Below are 20,235 nucleotides of genomic sequence, written 5' to 3' on the forward strand. Positions count from 1 at the left end.
ATACTTTTGCGGCAAATAAACCCACTATTTGTGCGTAAAATTCTTGTTCTTACAATTATTAGTCTGCTCACTGTAACATTTACGTATGCCCAAACCGGTAAGATTGCCGGTAAAGTTGTGAATGAAAAGAATGAGCCGCTTAATGGAGTATCCATTAAGATCGATAACAATGCAACCGGTGGTGTTGCAACCGATGTGGAGGGGCGTTTCTTAATAAAACTGAATCCTGGTAAATATACCCTTACATTAACTTCTGTTGGTTATAATAATAAAACGGTTACTGATGTAGCGGTTGAAGCAAATGGTTTGCAGGAGCTGAACATTGTGATGCAGGCTGCCAGTAAAGAGCTGAAAGCGGTGGTAGTTAGCGTATCGGCAAGGCGGGAATCCGATTTCGCCCTGTTGAACATGCAGAAGAACAATGCCAGCATTTCTGATGGTATTTCTGCCGAATCCATTAAAAGATCACCCGATAAAAATACCGGGGAAGTATTAAAAAGGGTAAGCGGTACATCTATCCAGGACAATAAGTTTGTGATAGTGCGTGGTTTGATCGACAGATACAATGTGGCTACTATTAATAATGCCATGCTGCCCAGCACGGAGCCTGATAGAAGAGCCTTCTCGTTCGATATCATTCCTTCGAACCTGATAGATAATATCATGATCTATAAGACTGCCAATCCCGATCTGCCAGGTGATTTTGCAGGTGGTGTTGTACAGGTATCAACAAAGGATGTTCCCAGCCGCAATTTTCTAACGCTGGGTGCAGGCGCCAGTTATAATACGATCTCTACTTTTAAAGATTTCAACCCCGGTTATGTAGCCGCCACCGATTATCTCGGTTTTGATGACGGCAGCCGCAAATTGCCCGATAATTTTCCTTCAAGAGGAAGATTTCAGGGTTCTACTTTTGAACAACGCGCTGAGTATTCAAAATTAATGAAGAATACGTACGGCGACCGCTATAATGCCAATGCATTACCCAACCAAAGCTATCAACTGAGCTGGGGCAAACGGTTCGACCTGAAGAACTCAGGCGTACTGGGTTCAATTCTTTCGCTTACTTACCGCAATAGCCAATCGATGGTAGAAGGTTCCAGACAGGAATTCGACAACCAGTTCTCACAAGTGAGCGGTGCTGCTTATAATTACACTGATTCTACGTATAAATTCTCTACGAGCCTGGGCGCGTTATTGAACCTTTCCTATAAAAAAGGAAACACCAAGATCGCTTTCAAGAACCTGTTCAACCGTTTATTTGAAAACTCAAATATGATCAGGAACGGTATTCAATACTACAGTGGTTTTGCATCGATCTATGCCCAGGGGGGTGAAACTGTTGTAAAAACATTATACAGCACCCAGCTGGAAGGTGAGCATTCGATGAAGAACAAATCAAAGCTTACCTGGAACCTGAACTATGCATTGACCCTGCGTGACAATCCTGATTATAAATTCGCGCCTTTTATTAAAGATTCATCCAATGCCAATAAAGCAGATGTTCCTTATGAAGTGGTGTTGAGAGATACCTATCGTTTCTTTGCCAACCTCGAAGAACATGCAACAGGCGCCAATGTTAACTATTCCACACCATTCCGTTTGTTTGGCGACGATGCAAGCACCGTTAAATTCGGCTTGTTGACACAATACAAATTCCGCGAGTTCAATGCCCGCATTTTCCGGTACAACAGAGCACCTGGAACCAACTTCAACGAAGGTTATTTAACCATGCCGGTTAAATATATTTTCCAGGATGCCAATATGAATACTGAAGGACTTGCCCTGGAGGAAATTACCAATACCACTGATAAATACGATGCGAACTCATTGTTGAATGCCGGTTATGTTATGTTCGATAACCGACTGAACGATAAGTTCCGCCTGGTATGGGGTGTTCGTGTTGAGAATTTTGGATTTACAGTAAATACATCTGATTTCTCAGGCATGAAAGTGAAGGCTGATAAGAACTACCTCGACATCCTGCCTTCTGCGAACCTTACCTATTCAATAACGCCCCGCACGAACCTGCGTTTTTCGGCCAGCCGTACGGTAAGCCGTCCTGAGTTCAGGGAAATTGCCAACTTCTCATTCTATGATTTCGTACGCAACGTACAGGTGAGAGGTAATACCAAACTCGAAAGAAGCCAGAACACCAATGTAGATCTGCGCTTTGAAACATATCCTTCGAACGGTGAAGTGATCTCGGGTTCAGTGTTTGTTAAACATTTCAACAAACCGATTGAGTTACGGGTTGACCCCGGTTCCAATCCGCTGAACCTGGTGTTTGAATACTACAATGCAAAGTATGCGTTGAACTATGGTATAGAAGCCGAGATCAAAAAGCGGTTAAGCTTTTTAGGAAAACAGGAATGGCTTGAAGACCTGTTTGTGTTTGCCAATGCTGCCATCATTAAATCAAACGTAAACGTTGATGGTCTGGATGTAGCCGTTGCTGATAAGGACAGGCCTATGCAGGGACAATCACCCTATGTGATCAATGCCGGTTTAACATATGCCGGTGCTGGACGTACTTCTGCCAGTTTGTTGGTGAACAGAATTGGTCATCGTATTGAAGCGGTAGGTAACGATCCCAAAGGCTTACCCGATATTTATGAGAATGGCAGAACGGTTATCGATATTCAGTTGAGCCAAAAGGTGCTGCGCAACAAGGGCGAGATCAAACTGAATATAGCGGACCTGTTGAATCAGAAATCTATCTTTTACCAGAACTACAGGATTGATACCGATAAAATTTCAAAACGTTCTTACAAAGCCAGCGAAGACCGTGTATGGGCCAGCAGCCGTTTTGGTTCAAGCATTGGTGTGAGCTTTTCGTATAACTTTTAATTGCCAAACATAATATTGGCTTAACTGATAGTTAATATTCCCTTAATGCAGGGGGCTGACTTTTGCACAAATTAAACACGAAATAATTTTTATGATGCACAAAAAATTCCTGACCATGTTTGCAGTAGCCGCTCTTCTGGTTGCTACAGGATGCTCAAAGTCTGACGATGATGATGAAGACGGTGGAACACCTCCTCCAAACACTACGCTTCAGGGAACCCTAACCGAAAACAGAACGTTGACCGCTGACAAAAAGTGGACATTAAAAGGATATGTATATGTACCGGACGGTATTACCCTCACTATTGAGCCTGGTACTGTAATTGTAGGTGATGATTCAGTTAAAGCCGCTTTATGCGTTGAAAGAGGTGGTAAACTGATCGCGAATGGTACTGCCGAAAAACCAATCGTATTCACTTCTGAAAAACCTGCCGGCCAACGCGCTCCTGGCGACTGGGGTGGTATTGTGCTGTTGGGTAAAGCAAAAACCAACCGTACTGCTACACCGGTAATTGAAGGAGGTCTCGACCGTCCTTACGGTGGTTCTAATGATGCCGATAATTCCGGTTCCTTAAAATATGTTAGAATTGAATTTGCCGGTATTGCTGCCTTCCCCGGTAGTGAGATCAACGGCTTAACGCTGGGTGGTGTAGGTAGCGGAACTACCCTGGAGAACATCCAGGTTTCTTATGGAAACGACGATGGTTATGAGTTCTTTGGCGGTACTGTAAACGGAAAACGCCTGATCTCTTACGCCTGCTCTGATGATGATTTTGACTTTGACTTCGGCTTTACCGGAAAGATCCAGTACGGTGTAGTGATCAAAGATCCTAATACAGTGGATAACGGCGATGACAACAATGGTATTGAGTGCGATAACGACGGTAACAGCGGACTGCTGGAGCCTTTCACCCGTCCGAACCTGTCGAATTTCACTTTTGTTGGACCTAACAACGCTTCTACCAACGTACGTCATAAATATGGCAACCGCTTTAGAAGAGCTACCCGTTTTTCTTTGCGTAACTCCATCATCATGGGTTATAACCAGGGCGGTTTTGTAGTAGAATCTGATGCAACCGTAACCGCTTATAAAGACAATCTTTCTGCATTTAAAAATAACCTGGTACACGCTGTTGCAAATCCTTACCTGAGCACTTCAGCAGGTGTTATGACAAGTGCTGCCGTGCAGGCCAAAGCTGAATCAGAAGGTTCTGTTACTTATACCAACCCTGCTGATATCAAACTGAAAAGTCCGTTCACCATTGCCAATCCTGATCTAACGCCTGAAACAGGTTCACCTGCTCTTACCGGCGCAAGCTTTACCGACATGGATTCATTCTTTGAAACTGTTACATTCAGAGGTGCTGTTGGTACAACCAACTGGTTAACCGGCTGGACAAGCTTCTCGCCCAAAACAAATAATTACTAATAAAGAACTCTTTTGTTTGTACAAAAACCCGTTCAAAAGAGCGGGTTTTTGTATTTTTCAACCCTAATTATTTACTATGCGAAGCGCATACCTGACATTTTTTTCTGTTGTCCTGATCGCCCTGGTTGCCTGTAATGCAGGCGCTGATGGCGAAAAAAAGCCAGCTGCTGCTGATACTACGCATACTGCGCCACCCCCGCGTATTGACCTTTCCAAAACCGATAGTATCGAACTGTTACATTTTGCAGACCCCGCCAACCTAAAGATCTATTCGCGTTCGTTGATCACCGATACACATTTTATTGAGCAGATCCGCCGTAATGTAGAAGTAATGCCCGTAACGCATGGCGTTTGTGGTAATGACTTTAAACTGTTTTTCTTCAGGAATGGAGAGGTGTATAAAACAATTTATGCGGCTACTGCAGATACCTGCCGGTATTTTGCCTATGTTATAAATGGGGAAACATTTTTCACCAATATGAATGATTCAGCCCGGGCAATGTTAAAGGCGCAGGTAAAGCCATAATGGCCAGCAGCAGCATTATTTTTGCCGGGGATTGTACACGTAAGTGATCTGGTACGATTCGCGGGATAATTCAGGGAGCAGCTGTCCGATCCGGAGATCAGTTCTTTGCGGACTAGGCTCGCAGATAGAATATTTTTGCCCGTTATAGATGATCGGTTTGCCGTACGGTTTGTCGAACTGCACCGCTATTGTTACATGCTTCGGGTACGACAGCACGATCATTGGCAGATCATAGATCTCTTTTACCAGGCAATAGAACAAGGCTACGCGATCTTCACAGTCGCTTTGGTCGTATAACAGCGTTTGTTCGGGTGACAATCTTTTTTCCCCGCCGTAAATTTCAGTATCAGGTTCAAACAGGAACGCATAACGGGTAAACCGCAACAGGTAATCAACCCCGTTTTTAACATTCATCCGCTTTACTTGTTTCTTCAATAAAGGGATGAGGCTATAATAGGTTTCCTTACTCAGCGGAATATTCAGATACAGGGCATAATCAACCACCGGGTAATTCGTGAACAGTGTTTGAATTTGTGTATTGAGCTTGATTTTAAAAGAGTACTCAAAGTCATTATAATTATAGCGGAGGTCCTTTTCTTTATAGTCAGTCGCCCTGAATTCGGGCAGGTGGGTGATCCTGTAAGAAAAATTGTTTTGAGCCCCGCGAACAGGCAGATCGATCACTGCAAATCTGTTCTTCAGAAAGTCGATATTATTGCCGTAGTCGTGGTAATTCAAACAAACATATTGTTTGTCATTGACCTCCCGGGTGGGAATATTATAAATATTCTCATCACAGCGGATATAGAACAACAGGTAATTGCCTGAGGTGGCCAGCAGGGCATCGTAACCGGACCGCGATAAAAAATACCATTTGTACAAAGTATACCGGTGATAATCGTTCTCCTTCGGACTTATTTGTTGTGCCGATTTGCGGATGAGCTGGTAATATAGCCAGTCGTCGGGTTTGAATTTGTTTTTATATGCCAGCAGGGCATTTATTATGGGATCGTAATCTTCACTATCGAGTCGCTTGTAGAAGCTGATAATGGCGGCTGCTGTTGACAGGTCGGGTGCATTGGGAACGATGTTCTTCTCAAAATCAAAACTGATCATTTCGCCGCAAAAATCAAATTGAATGGCCTGGCCAAGTCCGGTTGTTGGACGAACAACTAAGGATATCAGCAGGATCAATATGGTAGCGTACCTTTTCACAGTATCATTTTCCACCATTAATATACGAAAACTTAACAATTACATCATATTAAATCTCAGGAACCGAAATCACAGGAAGCAAAATTTTAAGAACCGGAATCTCAAGACCCAAAAAATCCAACTAAATCACCAGCCTGAAGCAATGTTGACTGCTTGTAATTTGACCTTTGTTATTTGGTTCTTGTCTGGCTTTTGCGATTTGTGATTTGGGTTTTACCTTTTGGTAACACTGCTGTAACGGCCCGCTAATAGTGTTCTTGTACCTTGCGGTGATTCCATTTTTCAATACCGTTCATGTACTTAACAGATGCAGTTATTGCAGCCGTTCCGTTCCGCTGTTTCGGAACGGGCGGCTTTTCAAAAAAAGATATGTTATAAAAATAGTGAATGAATGTTTGCAAATGGATTAGTGCGTATGATAGAAATAATTAAATGTAATTGGGTATTTTTTGGAAAATTGTAAGAAAAACGTAAAATTCTATAAAAAATTATGAATCTTTAAGTTGCCGGAAGTATCTTTAAGCATCTTATCCTCCCAAGAAAGCGATTACCAGAATATCCTGCTTAAAATAATCTCATTATAAAATACTAAGATTCTCTATAAAGTGAGAGTTTTATTTTCTCTCATGTGACTGACGCCGTTCGATTTCTATCGTGACGGCTTTTTTGTTGCCGAACCTGTATAAATACAAAAAGTGCCACCCTTATTGGAAGCGGTGGCACGGGAAACGGAAGAACGAATGTTGGCTAATTAAAGATCAGATCGGGATACGGTATGTCCAGTTGTGATTTGAGATTGGTGCAGCGATACATCAATATGTTTATGATGGCTTCTGTGGAATACCGGTATTGCACCGTGGGCGTTAGCGGATCATTCACCCAGTTATTGAAGGTGTCGGTGAAATCATCATCCAGTTTATCGAGGGTGGTGATGCCTATTTTTTTAAGCGCAGCCGCATTACATTGTTGTTCGTATTGGCCCTGAATGGGGATAGCGATCATTTTCTTTTTCAGGTACAGCGCCTCGGCAGGCGTTTCGAAACCGGCACCGCATACAATGCCAAAACAGCTGATCAGGCTGCGGTTGAAATCCTTTGCATCAACCGGGTAGAAGGTCATATGATCGATGGTATACGGTTTTACGGCCTGGCGGGAGAACACCTCGAAGCGGTGGTCTTTAAAAGGCTTTAAAAGCGCTATTAATTCTTTATCGCAGTAGGAGGGGAGGTAAACGGTTATATGGCCTTTATTGCTCACCTCGGCTTTTAAGATCTCTTCTTTAATAACCGGGGAGAAGATAAAGTTGTCATAGCTTTCAAAATGCAGGCCGATGTAATTGGTGGCACGGGCGTAGTTCTGCAGAATCCATTCGCCGGCTTTGCTGGGCTTGTCGGGCCGCGGTGTTTTGTCAGATACAAAGCTGGCCTGGTGGCCGAAGTTTACCGAAGGCACTTTTTTACGCGCGCAGGCTAAAGAGGTAATGCATTCAAAATCGTTGATCACCAGGTCATATTTCTCAACCGGCAGGTCGCGCACTTCTTTCATTACCCGTAAAGGAGCAACGCGGCGAACGATCTTCCAGTAATCGAGCCTGCCGTCGCAGGTATAAAAAAGGCTCAGCCCTTTGCTGCGGTATTTGATGGGGGCATTCAGGGGTAATGTACTGTTGGCTCCGCTCAAAAAAATGTCAACGGTGCCATATTTTTGTAAATAAGGCAACAATTCCATGGCACGGCTTATATGTCCATTGCCGGTAGCCTGAATGGCGTAAAATATCTTCATGTTGTATGGTTCCTTCTCATCGGGTCTGCGCTGCTACTTCTGTTAAACTTCAGCGTACGCTATCGATGGCCGGAGATTTTATATTGCTAATGAATTAATATAAAAACTGATCTCGTCTGTAAGCACATTTACCTTTGCCGGGATGTCTATTGCCGTTTGTGGGAAATCCTTTTCGTTATATTCAAATATTCTCCATTCATTCTGCCGGTATTCCAGGGCGGTTAAATGTTCCACCCAGTCGCCTGAGTTGAGGTAGGTGACCTTACCTTTTTCGGTTTCTATCACTCTTTTCTGTGGCTGGTGAATATGTCCGCAGATCACATAATCGTATTTCTTTTCAATGGCCAGTTCGGCTGCGATGTGCTCAAAGTCATCGATCTTGGCCATTTTGTTTACGCCGGCCATTACCTTTTTCGAGATCGACAGCTTTTCACGGCCGAAAGCTTTCAGTACAAAGTTTACGAGCCGGTTAAAGAGGATCAGGGCGCCATAACCATTGCTGCCCAGTTTGGCCAGTATCCTGGCGCCACCCCTCGTGGTATTGTCAAATACATCACCATGGAATATCCAGTGCATTTTATTGTCTATTTCAAGCACCAGCTTATCGGTGAGGGTTAAATGACTAAGCTGGAAATCGCTGTAGCGGCGGAGTAATTCATCGTGATTACCGGTAATATAAAAAACGCGTGTACCCTTCATGATCAGGTTCAACACTTCTTTGATTACCGCCATATGGGAAGATGGGAAATAACGTTTAGAGAATTGCCACCCATCAATGATGTCACCGTTAAGGATAAGAATATTGGGCAGAATACTTTTGAGGTATGCAACCAGCTCCTTTGCACGGCATCCGTATGTACCCAGGTGTACATCGGATATAACAACTACATCTACTGCTCGTTTTTCCATTGAGTTTGGGTTTATCAAAATTCCCATATATATATGACCGCATTGTTATAGCATTATTAAGCCGCCGTTAGGCTTATGTAAAGGAATTGTTACGCTGAACGCAAAACGCAAAAACGCAAAACGCTGAACGCAAAACGCTGAAGGCTGAACGCAAAACGCTGAACGCAAAACGCAAAACGCAAAACGCAAAACGCAAAACGCAAAACGCTGAACGCTGAACGCTGAACGCAAAACGCTGAACGCTGAACGCTGAACGCAAAACGCTGAACGCAATACGAGTCAGGTTCAGGCGTAACCATTTGTTCACACTGTCGTAAGAATGCGGTAATATAACGGCTGTATCTTAGAGGCCGTTTTATTGCTGTGTGTTATACATAAATAACAATCGTAGCAGTTTCTTAATGTTGACCGGCGGAGCTTTTTTAAGTTTCGCCCTTTTTTTTAGCGCTACCGTAAAGTGGGCGCTTTTTGTACCGGCATATTCCCGCAACCTGGCCGTCATTGCCTTTATTTACTTATTTTACAATAGAATCGTGTTCATCACATTTACTTAAAACTGCTCCGTTTTGTCAACAAAAACGCCCGTTGCCGCCCGCTTTTCAACAAGGCAGCTAACCGTAGCTTTATACGCAGCTACCGTAGCATTTTTAACGTACGCGTGCATTTTTGCCTATCGCAAAGCGTTTACCGTAGCCACTTTCGACGGACAATCCTTCTGGGGCATCAAGTATCAAACCCTATTGATCATCAGCCAGGGACTGGGCTATATGGCCAGCAAATTCTACGGGATCAAATTCATTGCTGAATTGAAACGGTTGGGCCGTTGGAAAACCAGTGCTGTGCTCATTGGCATTGCATGGCTTTGTTTGCTGCTCTTTGCTCTGTCGCCGGCCCCCTGGGGTATGCTGTTCTTATTCGGCAATGGCTTTATGCTGGGGTTCATGTGGGGAATCATTTTCAGTTATGCCGAAGGCCGCCGGGCTACGGATTTTATAGGAGCTGCCATGGCCATCAGCTTTGTATTTGCCGGTGGTTTCAGCCGGTCGGTTGCCGTTTGGTTACGCGACAGCTGGCAGGTGCCCGAACAATGGCTTGGCTTTGCCACCGGGTTGGTGTTTGCCTTACCGCTCATCGTTTTTATGTTCCTGTTAGAAAGAGTGCCGCAGCCAGATGCCGACGATATCCAGGAAAGAAGCATTAGGCTTCCGATGACCCGGCACGACCGGAAAAACTTTTTACGGCTTTTTGGTGGTGGAGTGGTGGCCGTGGTGATCACTTATTTGTTCCTGAGCATCATGCGCGACATACGCGACAATTTTATGGCGAATATGTGGAACGAGTTGGGCTATGGCCAACGGCCGGCCATCTTTACCAAAACGGAGACCATCACTTCTGTTGTGGTGTTGGTGGTAATGAGCCTGCTGGTCATCATCCGGAAGAATATTAAGGCGTTCCGTTTGATCCACTGGGTGATCGTGGCCGGCTTTTTAACCGCCGGTATTTCATCAGCGCTTTTTTTAACAGGCGCTATTCCCGGCGCCCTGTGGATGCAACTGGCCGGCCTTGGGTTGTATATGGGGTATATCCCTTTTAACTGTATCTATTTCGAAAGACTGATCGCGACGTTCAAAATAGCAGGCAATGTAGGTTTCCTTATTTACATCGCCGATGCGTGGGGATACCTGGGCAGTATGTCGGTGATGTTAACGAAGGAGCTGGCTGGTCTACAATTGACCTGGACGGAATTTTATCCAACTGCTGTGGTGATATTTTCAGGGATCGGTGCGGTTACTACCCTTTTTTCGCTGGTATATTTTAACCGGAAATTTGAAGAGAAAGGTCCATTGAATGATCGCTAAAAAAAATGTTGAAGTAAGCCGGTTGTACCCTGACCTACCTCAACATTCATTATTGAGTATTTGCTATTCGTTATTGAATGATGAGCTGTTGAACAAATTTCTCTGACGAGCCCTTGTTAACTGCCCTTATCATATAGATACCTTTTCCAAATTCATTACCGGTATTGATCTTACCGGTGAGGGCATTGTTAAAAAGATAGCGCTTTAATAATTGTCCGCTTACCGTATAAACACTCACTTCCCAGTTGCCTCGCTTTGTATTGTGAAAAAGAACACTGGTGGCGCCTTTGGCAGGGTTAGGATATATTCTGGTCTGTTCGTTGGCATTAGCTGCTAGCCGCACCGCCTGAACGGGTGAATATTTCGTTGTGCCGTCAGCTTCTATTTGCTTGATCCTGAATAAAAGGGTTTTGCTGTGATCTGTTGGTTGAACCTGGTACGAATAACTATAGGAGCCGGTTTGCGAACCGGTCGTTGTAGTAAACCGAGCAACGCTTCCAAAAAATTTCCCATCACTACTTTTCTGTAATTCATAATTGTGGTTGTTTTTTTCGTTTTTAGTGATCCATTTAATGTCAATTGCAGACTCACCCAGCCTGTTTGCTGAAAATGAGATGATGTCTGCTGCCAGAATTATCTGGGGGCAATACGTATATGTGATCTCAAAATTCACTGCATCTTCTGCAGAACCATCCAGTATATTGTTGATACTGCCCTGGGCTGCGGAATAGGTGGATGTTGTATAATCGAACATAACATTGCCTGTTCCCATAAAATCAGCCGTATTATAAACAGTATACGCTATGTTTTGTTGATTCATAACGTATAAAGGGCCCTGTGAAGTATAATCGGGTCCGGTACCCGGATTACCATCTGAGCCAGCGAGGGAGTAATATCCGTATTGTTTCTGGTAAGAATTTGTTAAAGGTGATAACAAAGACGTACTGCTGACCTCATCATCCCGGAAAACCCGCACCCGGTAGTTGGTCACCGGATTAGATTCGCCGTTTTCCAGACTGAAATTATACACCAGGGTAACCTTGGTTTTGATCTTCACGTCAGTCAATGTTCCCAGCGCAGGGTTAAATTTGGGGAAGGTGAATGTATAAAGGGAGTTGCCCAGGGCATTCACCGTAGTATCATAGGATAGCGTAGTAACAGCGTTGCTGCATTGGGCCTGCCCGAAATAGGCCATGAATATAAAAACGGATAGGGTAACCGTCTTCTTCAGGTTTTTCATAGTCAGGGATATTAGGATTTGCACAAAGAAACGGCGGGAATGGGAGAATGAGCGCCCCGGCGAAGGTGAAATCGCGGCAATTAAAGAATTCTATTTATTAACGGGTAAGTTTACAATTAACAGGTTGACAGTTGGGAGTGTTAATAAAGGCAAGTAGGAAGTGCGAGTGGTCAGAGGGAAATCAGTCCCTCTTCGATTCCACTGTAAACCCGATAGTAGTGCCTACATCGGGGGTACTGCGTACATGAATGCTTTGACCGTGTGCTTCAATAATGTGTTTGCAGATGGCGAGGCCCAGACCGGTTCCGCCCTTATCGCGGCTGCGGGCTGTGTCGGTTCGGTAGAAGCGTTCAAATATGCGGGGGAGGTGTTCTTCTTCGATTCCAATGCCATCGTCGCTGATCTCAACCAGCACATGCTGATCGTCGGTGTCGTATATGCTGGCTGTAATATGGCCGTTGTGTTTGCCATATTTGGTGGCGTTTTCAACGAGGTTGATCAAAACCTGTTTGATCTTTTCTTTGTCGGCGAATACGGTGATCGGCGCTTCGCAGCCTTTTTTGATAAGTGTGCGAATGTTCTTTGCCTGGGTTTTAATGGAGAGCGAATCGTAAATTTCCCGAATGAGGTCCTGGATAATGAAGTTTTGCTTTGCGAGTAATTGTTCGCCCCTTTCGAGCCGGGAAATTTCATCCAGGTCGTTCATGAGGTTCACCAGGCGGTCCACATTTTTCGCCGTATTCTCCAGAAATCTTTTGCGAATGGCTTCTTCTTCCATGGCGCCCCCGAGCAGGGTATCTACATAACCCTGGATGGCGAATATGGGGGTCTTGAACTCATGGGCCAGGTTTTGTAGGAACTCTTTGCGGTAGGCTTCATTCTGGCGTAACAACTCAATTTCGCGCATGCGGCGCTCGCCCCATTCTTCCACATCGGCCCGCACTTCATCGATGCTTTTTTGCGGCAGGATGTACTTGAAATACATCTCTTCTTTTTTGGTGGCCTTGGTTTGATAAATGAGCTTATAGATCAGTTTGATCTTGCGATAGATAAACCTTTCCATGGTAACCAGGATCAACCAGTAACCACCGGCAAAGATCACAATGAGCGAGGCCAGGCCTATCTGCCAGTTAAGGGTGAGAATGAGAATGCCAATGGCTATGGGAATAGCTAAGATGCCTGCTGTGAATGCAGCTAACTGCCGGGGTGTAAGGTTCTTTGCTGAAGACATAAAAAACCAATGTGATAATTAGCTAACCAGCTAATGCGATAATGAAAGACCAATATAAGTGAAATTAGCAAATTTGCTAGTTATCACATTATCCCATTATCACATTGTCACATGGTGAATTTGTAGCCTACTCCTTTAACGGTGGTGATACAATCGATACCGAGCTTTTGACGGATCTTTCTAATATGTACATCGATAGTGCGGTCGCCCACAATTACATCATTACCCCAAATTTGATTGAGGATCTCATTGCGCAGGAAAACACGTCCGGGTTTTGAGGCCAGCAGGTAAAGCAGTTCGAATTCTTTTTTTGCTAATACGACCGCTTTGCTGTCGACCTTCGCTTCAAATTTAACCGGGTCAATTTCCAGGTTGTCGATCTTGATCACCTTTTCTTCCGGTTCTTTGTTGATGCGGCGGAAGATGGCATGAATGCGGCTAACAAGGATCTTGGGGCTAACGGGTTTGCTGATATAATCATCAGCGCCCGTTTCAAGGCCCTTTACATGGGAGCTTTCATCGCTGAGGGCGGTGAGGAAAACAATGACCGTATCTTTGAAGGCCGGCTGGGCGCGTAAAATTTCGCATACTTCAACCCCGTTTTTGCGGGGCATCATGATATCGAGGATGATCAGGTCGGGCTGACTCAACTTCGCTTTTTGAATGGCATCATCCCCATTATTAGCTGTTACTATCTCGTATCCCTCTTTAGTAAGATTATACCGGATAATTTCCACTATATCAGGCTCGTCGTCTGCAATCAGGATCTTGCCTTTAGCATTCATTAACAAAAATTTTGGCAAACCTACTTGAATTGGGGCTTTCCTGTAAATGATAATATTGAGTTCACAATTTCTTAATATATCGACCCTGTTAACTAAATGATTAACAGGTTGGCGGGGAAATATGTTCACAGTTTGATAAGGTTGAAAAGGGGAAAGAACATCCGGTGCAAGCTTGCTAAAAGCTCTGAGCACAACGGTTTGCAACTGCAGTTTTGGAGATTGGTGGAGGAAACAAGGTTTGAGCCAAAAAACGGAGGCCGGGAGGTCGGACGTCGGAGGTCGGAAGTCGGAGCGTCGGAGGCCCGAAGTTCGGAAGCCGGAGGTCAGAGGTCAAAGGCTCGAGGTCGGAAGTCGGAGGTCAGAATTCGGAGGTCGGAGGCTCGAGGTGGGAACTGGAGGTCGGAGGTCAGAGGTCAGACGATCTTCCGATTTCAGACTTCAGACATCGGACTTCAGACTTCCGACTTCAGATTTCAGGCTTCCGACTTCGGATTTCAGACCTCAGATGTCAGATTTCTGACTACCTTACGCCTGTAATTAAAGTTTTATAATAGAGTCCCGGGTCAACCCGGCCGGCTATGGGGACCTGGCAGGCAGCAGTTTCAGACCATTCTAACCCATTTGTACAGGGTAAGGACAAAATGGCGGATTTCATCGCGGTCATTAAAGGTGGGAAATTCAAACTGTCTTATACAACCCTTTGGTCATATTTTTGCTCTATTCCATACAGATGTGCAGCATATTATGAGGATACATATACATTTCATTGTTATCTGTCTACTGGCCTGGCAAACGGGCCTTGCGCAGACTTCTTATTCTATAAAAGTGCCCATGGAACGTGAGTTATGGCACGGCAATATCGATAAGCAGCAAAAAAAGATCAATCAGTTAAATAACCAGGGTAAGATCTCAGCCGATACCACCATCAGCCTCCATGTAATGGATGCGCTGACCCGTGGTGTGGATGAACTGCAGAACCAGATTGAACTGGATTCTACCCTGAACAGTAATAGCAAGATCAAATACCTGCGCAGCATTGACTTTCTGCTGCAGGGTTATCTGGCCAATGTAAATCGCCGGGATTTTCCTGCTTCCCTGGCGCCGGCCCTCATCAAGGCATTTGACGAGTGCATGTCGCTGGACAAGCAGCGCAAAAGTTTCGCTCCTGTCATAGATGCCAATCATTATGGAGTGGCAAAGATCCTCGTTGATGCGTTGAGTAAGTATTTAAATGATAACCCGGGTATGGCCGGTGCGCGCATTATGCTGATGCGTAAGTACCTGACCATGCATCCGGATCAGATAATGCCTGAACTTGTCAAGAATCCCAACGCCTATTTTGCCGATAGCTTGATAAAAGTTGCCCTTAGCTACGATGTTGGGCGGGTGTACGATTACGCACAGGCTAATAATGCGCTCGGAAGCCGCATCAGGCATCACAGTGATTCGGCGGTGCAATTGGTGGCGCGCATTGCCACCAGTAAAAGCGGTCAGTTGTATTTTCCTTTCCTCGACAACCTGATGCGCAATAAAATAACCCTGGAAGCTATTGACAGTGTCAAGGGAAACGACCTCAGCTATTTCAAACTGCTGGTAAAGACCAGGATAGAATACGTACAGCGTTCATTGCCTCCCTACAATGATACGGCCAACCAGATGCAGGCCCTCACGGAGATGATGTCGCGTAAGGCAAGAGAATATTTTATCCGCGAAATAAATGCCTTGCACAGCGTGGCCAATCCCAACGTTCGTTTTCGCCGCCTCGATGGTTTAACAGCGCAGGAATTATATTATCTGGCAGTATTGGGTGAAGACGAAATTTATACATCCAGTTATGTAAATGGTGTATATCCGCGTATTTTTCAACGGATGGCCAACCCGCGGAGCGACAGTCTGATCATGAGCGTACATGGCGATTATTTCAGGAAGTTCATTAAAATGGCCGCCGGTTATAACGAGCTGGATGATTTTCTGAACAGAATGGACAAGCAGAATGCAGAGACCATGATGAAAGCATTTGTAATAGGATTGGAGAAACCCCGTAAGACCAATGATCTGGAGGATGCGGTAGACGTAGCCGATTCTTACAGCAGCATCATGGATAAAAACAAAGAGCTGGCTGCTTTTATCCTCAATGAAGTGAACGTTAGCTATACGAAAAATGTACAGGAGAATAACAAAAGAGGTCAGGTCATTTATAACCTGTTGCGCATTTTGTTTGAATCGGCGGATACTACGAAAAAAGTTGACCTCAGCGCCTTACTGGGCATTCCTTCCATTTATGGTAAAGACTACAATAACCTGACCGACGATAGCGGCCGGGTTGTACAGCAGGTTTTCTTTTATGGCGATGACGATAAAGACGGTCAAAACTCCTATATCAATTTCATGGCCATGTTCCGGGGCAGGCCCGGATGGCGTATTGATGAAAGAAGGCCTGAATGGGTGACCATCACTTCAACCAAAGGCAAACCGGTGGTGATCTTTGCCAACAAGCCATTGTATGGTGAAGATGATCCAGATGATAAAGCGCAGAATAAACTGATCGAATATCTGCAGGAGCGCAATTTAACGCCCTCTGTTGTGGTGCATCGCGGCCATAGCTATCACCTGCAAACCACCCTGCGTAAATTGCCGGCCAGTGCGCGCATAGTAGTGCTGGGTTCGTGCGGTGGTTATAATAACCTGAACGAAGTGTTGACGGCATGTCCCGATGCACATATCATTTCTTCAAAACAGGTAGGAACGAAGACCGTTAATGAACCGATCATTCAGGCGATCAATGACCGGTTATTAGTGGGTAAGAATATTGACTGGATAAGTATGTGGCGTGAATTAAAGACAAAGAAGTTTGCTACCGGTGATGCCAAGGAAAAGTTCGACGATTATATTCCTCCATATAAGAACCTCGGCGCTATTTTTATTAAAGCTTATCGTAAAGCGATGGGAGAATAATTAGTTTGTGGTTTGTGATAACAACAAACCACAAACAGCAAACCACAAACTAATATTGCCTATTTTTGCAAACTCGTTATGGCAGGAAAAAGTACGGGGAAGATCATATTTGATTTGAGTTTACTGAAGCGGGTATTTCAGTACGCCAGGCCCTATAAAACGAAATTCATCCTTTCGGTTATAATGGCTATCCTGCTGGCCGTTGTTTCTCCCATACGTCCCTGGCTTATTCAGGTTACGATCAATGATTATGTACACCAGGGTGTTACCGGTGATGCTGCTGTAAAGATTTCCATGGAAGAAGTGATCATCTGGATCACCGTCATTCAGATCGGGCTCTTATTGCTGGAAACTGCCTTCCGGTTTTATTTCTCCTATTTAACGGCCTGGTTAGGGCAGACGGTAGTTAAGGACCTGCGGGTGAATGTATACCGCAAAATACTCAGATTAAATCTATCGCAGTTTGATACCACACCCATAGGAACGTTAACCACGCGCACCATCAACGATATTGAAGCCATCAATGATATCTTTTCCGATGGATTGATCCCCATTATTGCCGATCTGTTATCGATCATTGCTGTGCTGGTCTTTATGTTTGCAGTAGACTGGCGGCTCACGCTTATCAGTCTGGCTTCATTTCCCATCTTATTGGTAGCTACCTGGTTATTTAAGGAAAGCGTAAATAAATCTTTCATCAGGGTGCGAAATGCCGTGGCGCATCTGAATGCGTTTGTGCAGGAGCATATTACCGGTATGGCCATTGTGCAGGCCTTTGCTGCAGAGGATAAAGAGTTCAACAAGTTCAGGACCATTAATAAAGAGCACCGGAACGCCAATATCAATGCCATCTTCGCTTATTCGGTATTTTTTCCGGTAGTGGAAATTGTGCTGGCAGTGGGCACCGGTTTAATGGTATGGTGGGCAGCCACCCATGCCATGAATTTACCCGAGGAAGAAGGCCGTGCGCTGATCGGTAAAATGTTCTCGTTTTTCCTGTGTTTGAACCTGCTGTTCAGGCCGCTGCGGGTAATTGCCGATAAGTTCAATGTATTGCAAATGGGAATGGTGGCCAGCGACCGGGTGTTCAAGGTGCTGGATAATGAGGATGTAATAAAAACGGAAGGCAGTTATGCACCAGACCTCGTAAAAGGGAAGATCACTTTTGAAAATGTTTCCTTTGCCTATGTAGGCGATCGCTATGTGTTGAAAGATCTTACTTTCACTGTAAATCCCGGCGATACTATAGCCATAGTAGGGCATACAGGTAGCGGTAAAACCTCTATTATCAGTCTGTTGAACCGGTTATATCATATACAACATGGCGCAATTAAAATAGATGATGTAAAAATTGAAGAGTACAGGCTGGACGCCCTGCGCAAAAGTGTAGGCGTGGTGTTACAGGATGTGTTCCTGTTTTCAGGATCGGTGATGGATAATATCACGTTACGCAACCCGGCTATAACAAAAGAGCAGGTAATTGCGGCTGCCAAAATGATCGATATGCATGATTTCATCATGCAGCTGCCGGGCGGTTACGATTACAATGTGATGGAAAGAGGGGGCAGCCTGTCATTGGGGCAGCGCCAGCTGTTGTCTTTCATCCGGGCCCTGCTGTACAATCCTTCTATATTAATACTAGACGAAGCAACTTCTTCAGTAGATACTGAAAGTGAGCTGCTTATACAAAAGGCCATCGATAAGCTCATTGCGGGCCGCACTTCGATTGTGATCGCTCACCGTTTATCTACCATTCGCAAGGCCAGCAAGATCATTGTGCTGGATAAAGGGGAAATAAAAGAAATGGGCACCCATGAGGAACTGATCGCCCACCAGGGTTTTTATTACAAATTGCATCAGATGCAGTTTGAAAAGCACGTCACGGTGCCCTAAAGTTGATTTTTTCCACTATTTACGGCGTAACTCACTAATCTTTTGGGTTAACATGATATATGTAATTAATTTTCATGCGAAAGTCGGTTGAACAAATCGGCTGGCGCCGATGGAAATGCCTGAGCAGATGACTTTTAATAAAAGCAAATAAGTAAAGAATACTGTTTTTTGCCTGGATTTAGTCGGTTAAATGGCCAAAATCAATACATATGTTAAATATTAATATGACGTTGAAGGCTGTGCAGAATACTATAGAATAAATACTTTGATTATCCGTTCGTTTTTGACTTGCGCCTGCTTATCTTTGCGCAAAATTTAAAAACAGGTATGCTGGTCAGAAGCGTCAAATCCTTATTGGTAGCGGTTTTCAGCCTGAGTTTAGTAATTTCTCCTCTTTTACTGGTTGCCCAACATCACGGGGATGAACCCGTAAATGAAGCTCATGGTGGCAAAGAAGAAAAAGAAACTTTAAATCCTGCCAAACTCATTATAGAACACGTTTCTGATGGTCACGAGTATCATTTTATGAATATTGGCCATCATCCGGTCTCTATTCCTTTACCAGTTATATTATATTCTCCGGAAAAAGGTCTTTCTGCCTTTATGTCTTCTGCTTTTCATCATGGCAAGAAACCACATGAAGGATATGTGTTGATCACCGAAGAATATCTGAAGGAACACAAAGAGGTGGCGGAGATGAAAGATGCACAGGGTAAGCCGCTTTTTAAAAATGATAAGATCTATGCTTTGGATGCGAATGGTGTACCCAGCCTAACTACTAAAGTGTATGATTTCTCATTAACGCGTAATGCTACACAAATGCTGATATCAGTTATATTACTGGTATTGTTGATGACCAGCATTGCGAAAAAATACAAAAAAGGCATTGGGCAAACGAGTGCACCCAAAGGTTTTCAAAATGCGATTGAGCCCATCATCACCTTTGTAAGAGACGATGTAGGTAAAGCTAACCTCGGTCACAAGTACGAAAGGTACATGCCTTTGCTGCTGACCGTATTCTTCTTTATACTTATTAATAACCTGATCGGTCTGATCCCGGGATCAGCGAACGTTACCGGTAATATTTCCTTTACCGCCATGCTGGGTTTGATCTCTTTTGTGGTGATCCTTTTCAGCACGAACAAACATTTCTGGGCGCATATTTTTAATCCGCCTGTACCCGGTGGTGTAAAGCCCATTTTGATCCCGGTTGAAATTCTGGGTATTTTCACCAAACCCTTTGCCCTGATCATTCGTCTTTTTGCGAATATGATCTCGGGGCACGTAATCATATTAGCGTTCATTTGTTTGATATTCATTTTCGGCGCCATGAACACAGCGCTGGGTTGGGGAACTTCGCCTTTCTTCATTCTGCTGGCCGTATTTATCTATGTGATTGAGATCCTGGTGGCTTTCTTACAGGCGTATATTTTCGCCAATTTAACAGCGGTATTTATCGGGCAGGCATTTGAGGGCGGACATGAACATCATGATGCACATGGTCACGATGAACCGGCAGTAATTTAAACTAACGGCTTTTTTAATTATAAACACAAGTATC

At 44.4% G+C, this 20,235-nt stretch carries 13 protein-coding genes; 7 read left to right on the forward strand and 6 right to left on the reverse strand.

All coding sequences use genetic code 11. The features are described from left to right. The first annotated feature begins 30 nt into the window (after positions 1–30). The 3 genes from JUB15_RS07585 (at position 31) to JUB15_RS07595 (ending at position 4,805) form a co-directional block, all read left to right on the forward strand. Positions 31–2,850: a TonB-dependent receptor gene (locus tag JUB15_RS07585; protein ID WP_207511858.1), complete on the forward strand. Its 2,820-nt coding sequence runs from the start codon at positions 31–33 to the stop codon at positions 2,848–2,850. A gap of 91 nt (positions 2,851–2,941) precedes the next feature. Further along, the gene (locus tag JUB15_RS07590; RefSeq protein ID WP_207511859.1) at positions 2,942–4,279 is read left to right on the forward strand and encodes a beta-helix domain-containing protein; all 1,338 of its coding nucleotides are present in this window, start codon (positions 2,942–2,944) and stop codon (positions 4,277–4,279) included. 76 nt (positions 4,280–4,355) lie between these two features. After that, positions 4,356–4,805: a hypothetical protein gene (locus JUB15_RS07595; protein WP_207511860.1), complete on the forward strand. Its 450-nt coding sequence runs from the start codon at positions 4,356–4,358 to the stop codon at positions 4,803–4,805. Positions 4,806–4,820: 15 nt separating this feature from the next. Here the strand turns inward: JUB15_RS07595 and JUB15_RS07600 are convergent, their stop codons facing one another. The 3 genes from JUB15_RS07600 to JUB15_RS07610 form a co-directional block, all read right to left on the reverse strand. Then, on the reverse strand, positions 4,821–6,020 hold the full coding sequence (locus JUB15_RS07600) for a hypothetical protein (RefSeq protein WP_207511861.1): 1,200 nt from the start codon (positions 6,018–6,020) through the stop codon (positions 4,821–4,823). Positions 6,021–6,767: 747 nt separating this feature from the next. Then, positions 6,768–7,802: a glycosyltransferase family protein gene (locus JUB15_RS07605; protein WP_207511862.1), complete on the reverse strand. Its 1,035-nt coding sequence runs from the start codon at positions 7,800–7,802 to the stop codon at positions 6,768–6,770. A gap of 78 nt (positions 7,803–7,880) precedes the next feature. Beyond that, positions 7,881–8,711 (reverse strand): UDP-2,3-diacylglucosamine diphosphatase, encoded by an 831-nt coding sequence (locus JUB15_RS07610; RefSeq protein WP_207511863.1) that lies wholly within the window; start codon positions 8,709–8,711, stop codon positions 7,881–7,883. Between the two features lie 566 nt (positions 8,712–9,277). On the opposite strand from JUB15_RS07610, the gene JUB15_RS07615 reads away from it, so the two are divergent. After that, positions 9,278–10,570, forward strand: coding sequence for a DUF5690 family protein (locus JUB15_RS07615; protein ID WP_207511864.1), 1,293 nt, complete (start codon positions 9,278–9,280; stop codon positions 10,568–10,570). Between the two features lie 70 nt (positions 10,571–10,640). Here JUB15_RS07615 and JUB15_RS07620 read toward each other — a convergent pair whose 3' ends face one another. The 3 genes from JUB15_RS07620 to JUB15_RS07630 form a co-directional block, all read right to left on the reverse strand. Then, positions 10,641–11,810 (reverse strand): choice-of-anchor E domain-containing protein, encoded by a 1,170-nt coding sequence (locus JUB15_RS07620; RefSeq protein ID WP_207511865.1) that lies wholly within the window; start codon positions 11,808–11,810, stop codon positions 10,641–10,643. A 181-nt stretch (positions 11,811–11,991) separates the two neighbouring features. Then, positions 11,992–13,041, reverse strand: coding sequence for a sensor histidine kinase (locus JUB15_RS07625; protein ID WP_207511866.1), 1,050 nt, complete (start codon positions 13,039–13,041; stop codon positions 11,992–11,994). 107 nt (positions 13,042–13,148) lie between these two features. After that, complete coding sequence (locus JUB15_RS07630) at positions 13,149–13,826, reverse strand: response regulator (protein WP_136575902.1); 678 nt, start codon at positions 13,824–13,826, stop codon at positions 13,149–13,151. Between the two features lie 744 nt (positions 13,827–14,570). Here JUB15_RS07630 and JUB15_RS07635 point away from each other — a divergent pair. The 3 genes from JUB15_RS07635 (at position 14,571) to atpB (ending at position 20,201) form a co-directional block, all read left to right on the forward strand. Beyond that, complete coding sequence (locus JUB15_RS07635; RefSeq protein WP_207511867.1) at positions 14,571–16,781, forward strand: hypothetical protein; 2,211 nt, start codon at positions 14,571–14,573, stop codon at positions 16,779–16,781. Positions 16,782–16,859: 78 nt separating this feature from the next. Then, entirely contained in the window at positions 16,860–18,674 is a 1,815-nt protein-coding gene (locus JUB15_RS07640) for an ABC transporter ATP-binding protein (protein ID WP_207511868.1), read from the forward strand. Positions 18,675–19,001: 327 nt separating this feature from the next. Then, a complete protein-coding gene (atpB, locus tag JUB15_RS07645; RefSeq protein ID WP_207511869.1) occupies positions 19,002–20,201 on the forward strand; it encodes a F0F1 ATP synthase subunit A in 1,200 nt (399 codons plus the stop codon). Positions 20,202–20,235: the final 34 nt, after the last annotated feature.

Source organism: Longitalea luteola (assembly GCF_017356035.1).
Taxonomy (GTDB): Bacteria; Bacteroidota; Bacteroidia; order Chitinophagales; family Chitinophagaceae; genus Niastella; species Niastella luteola.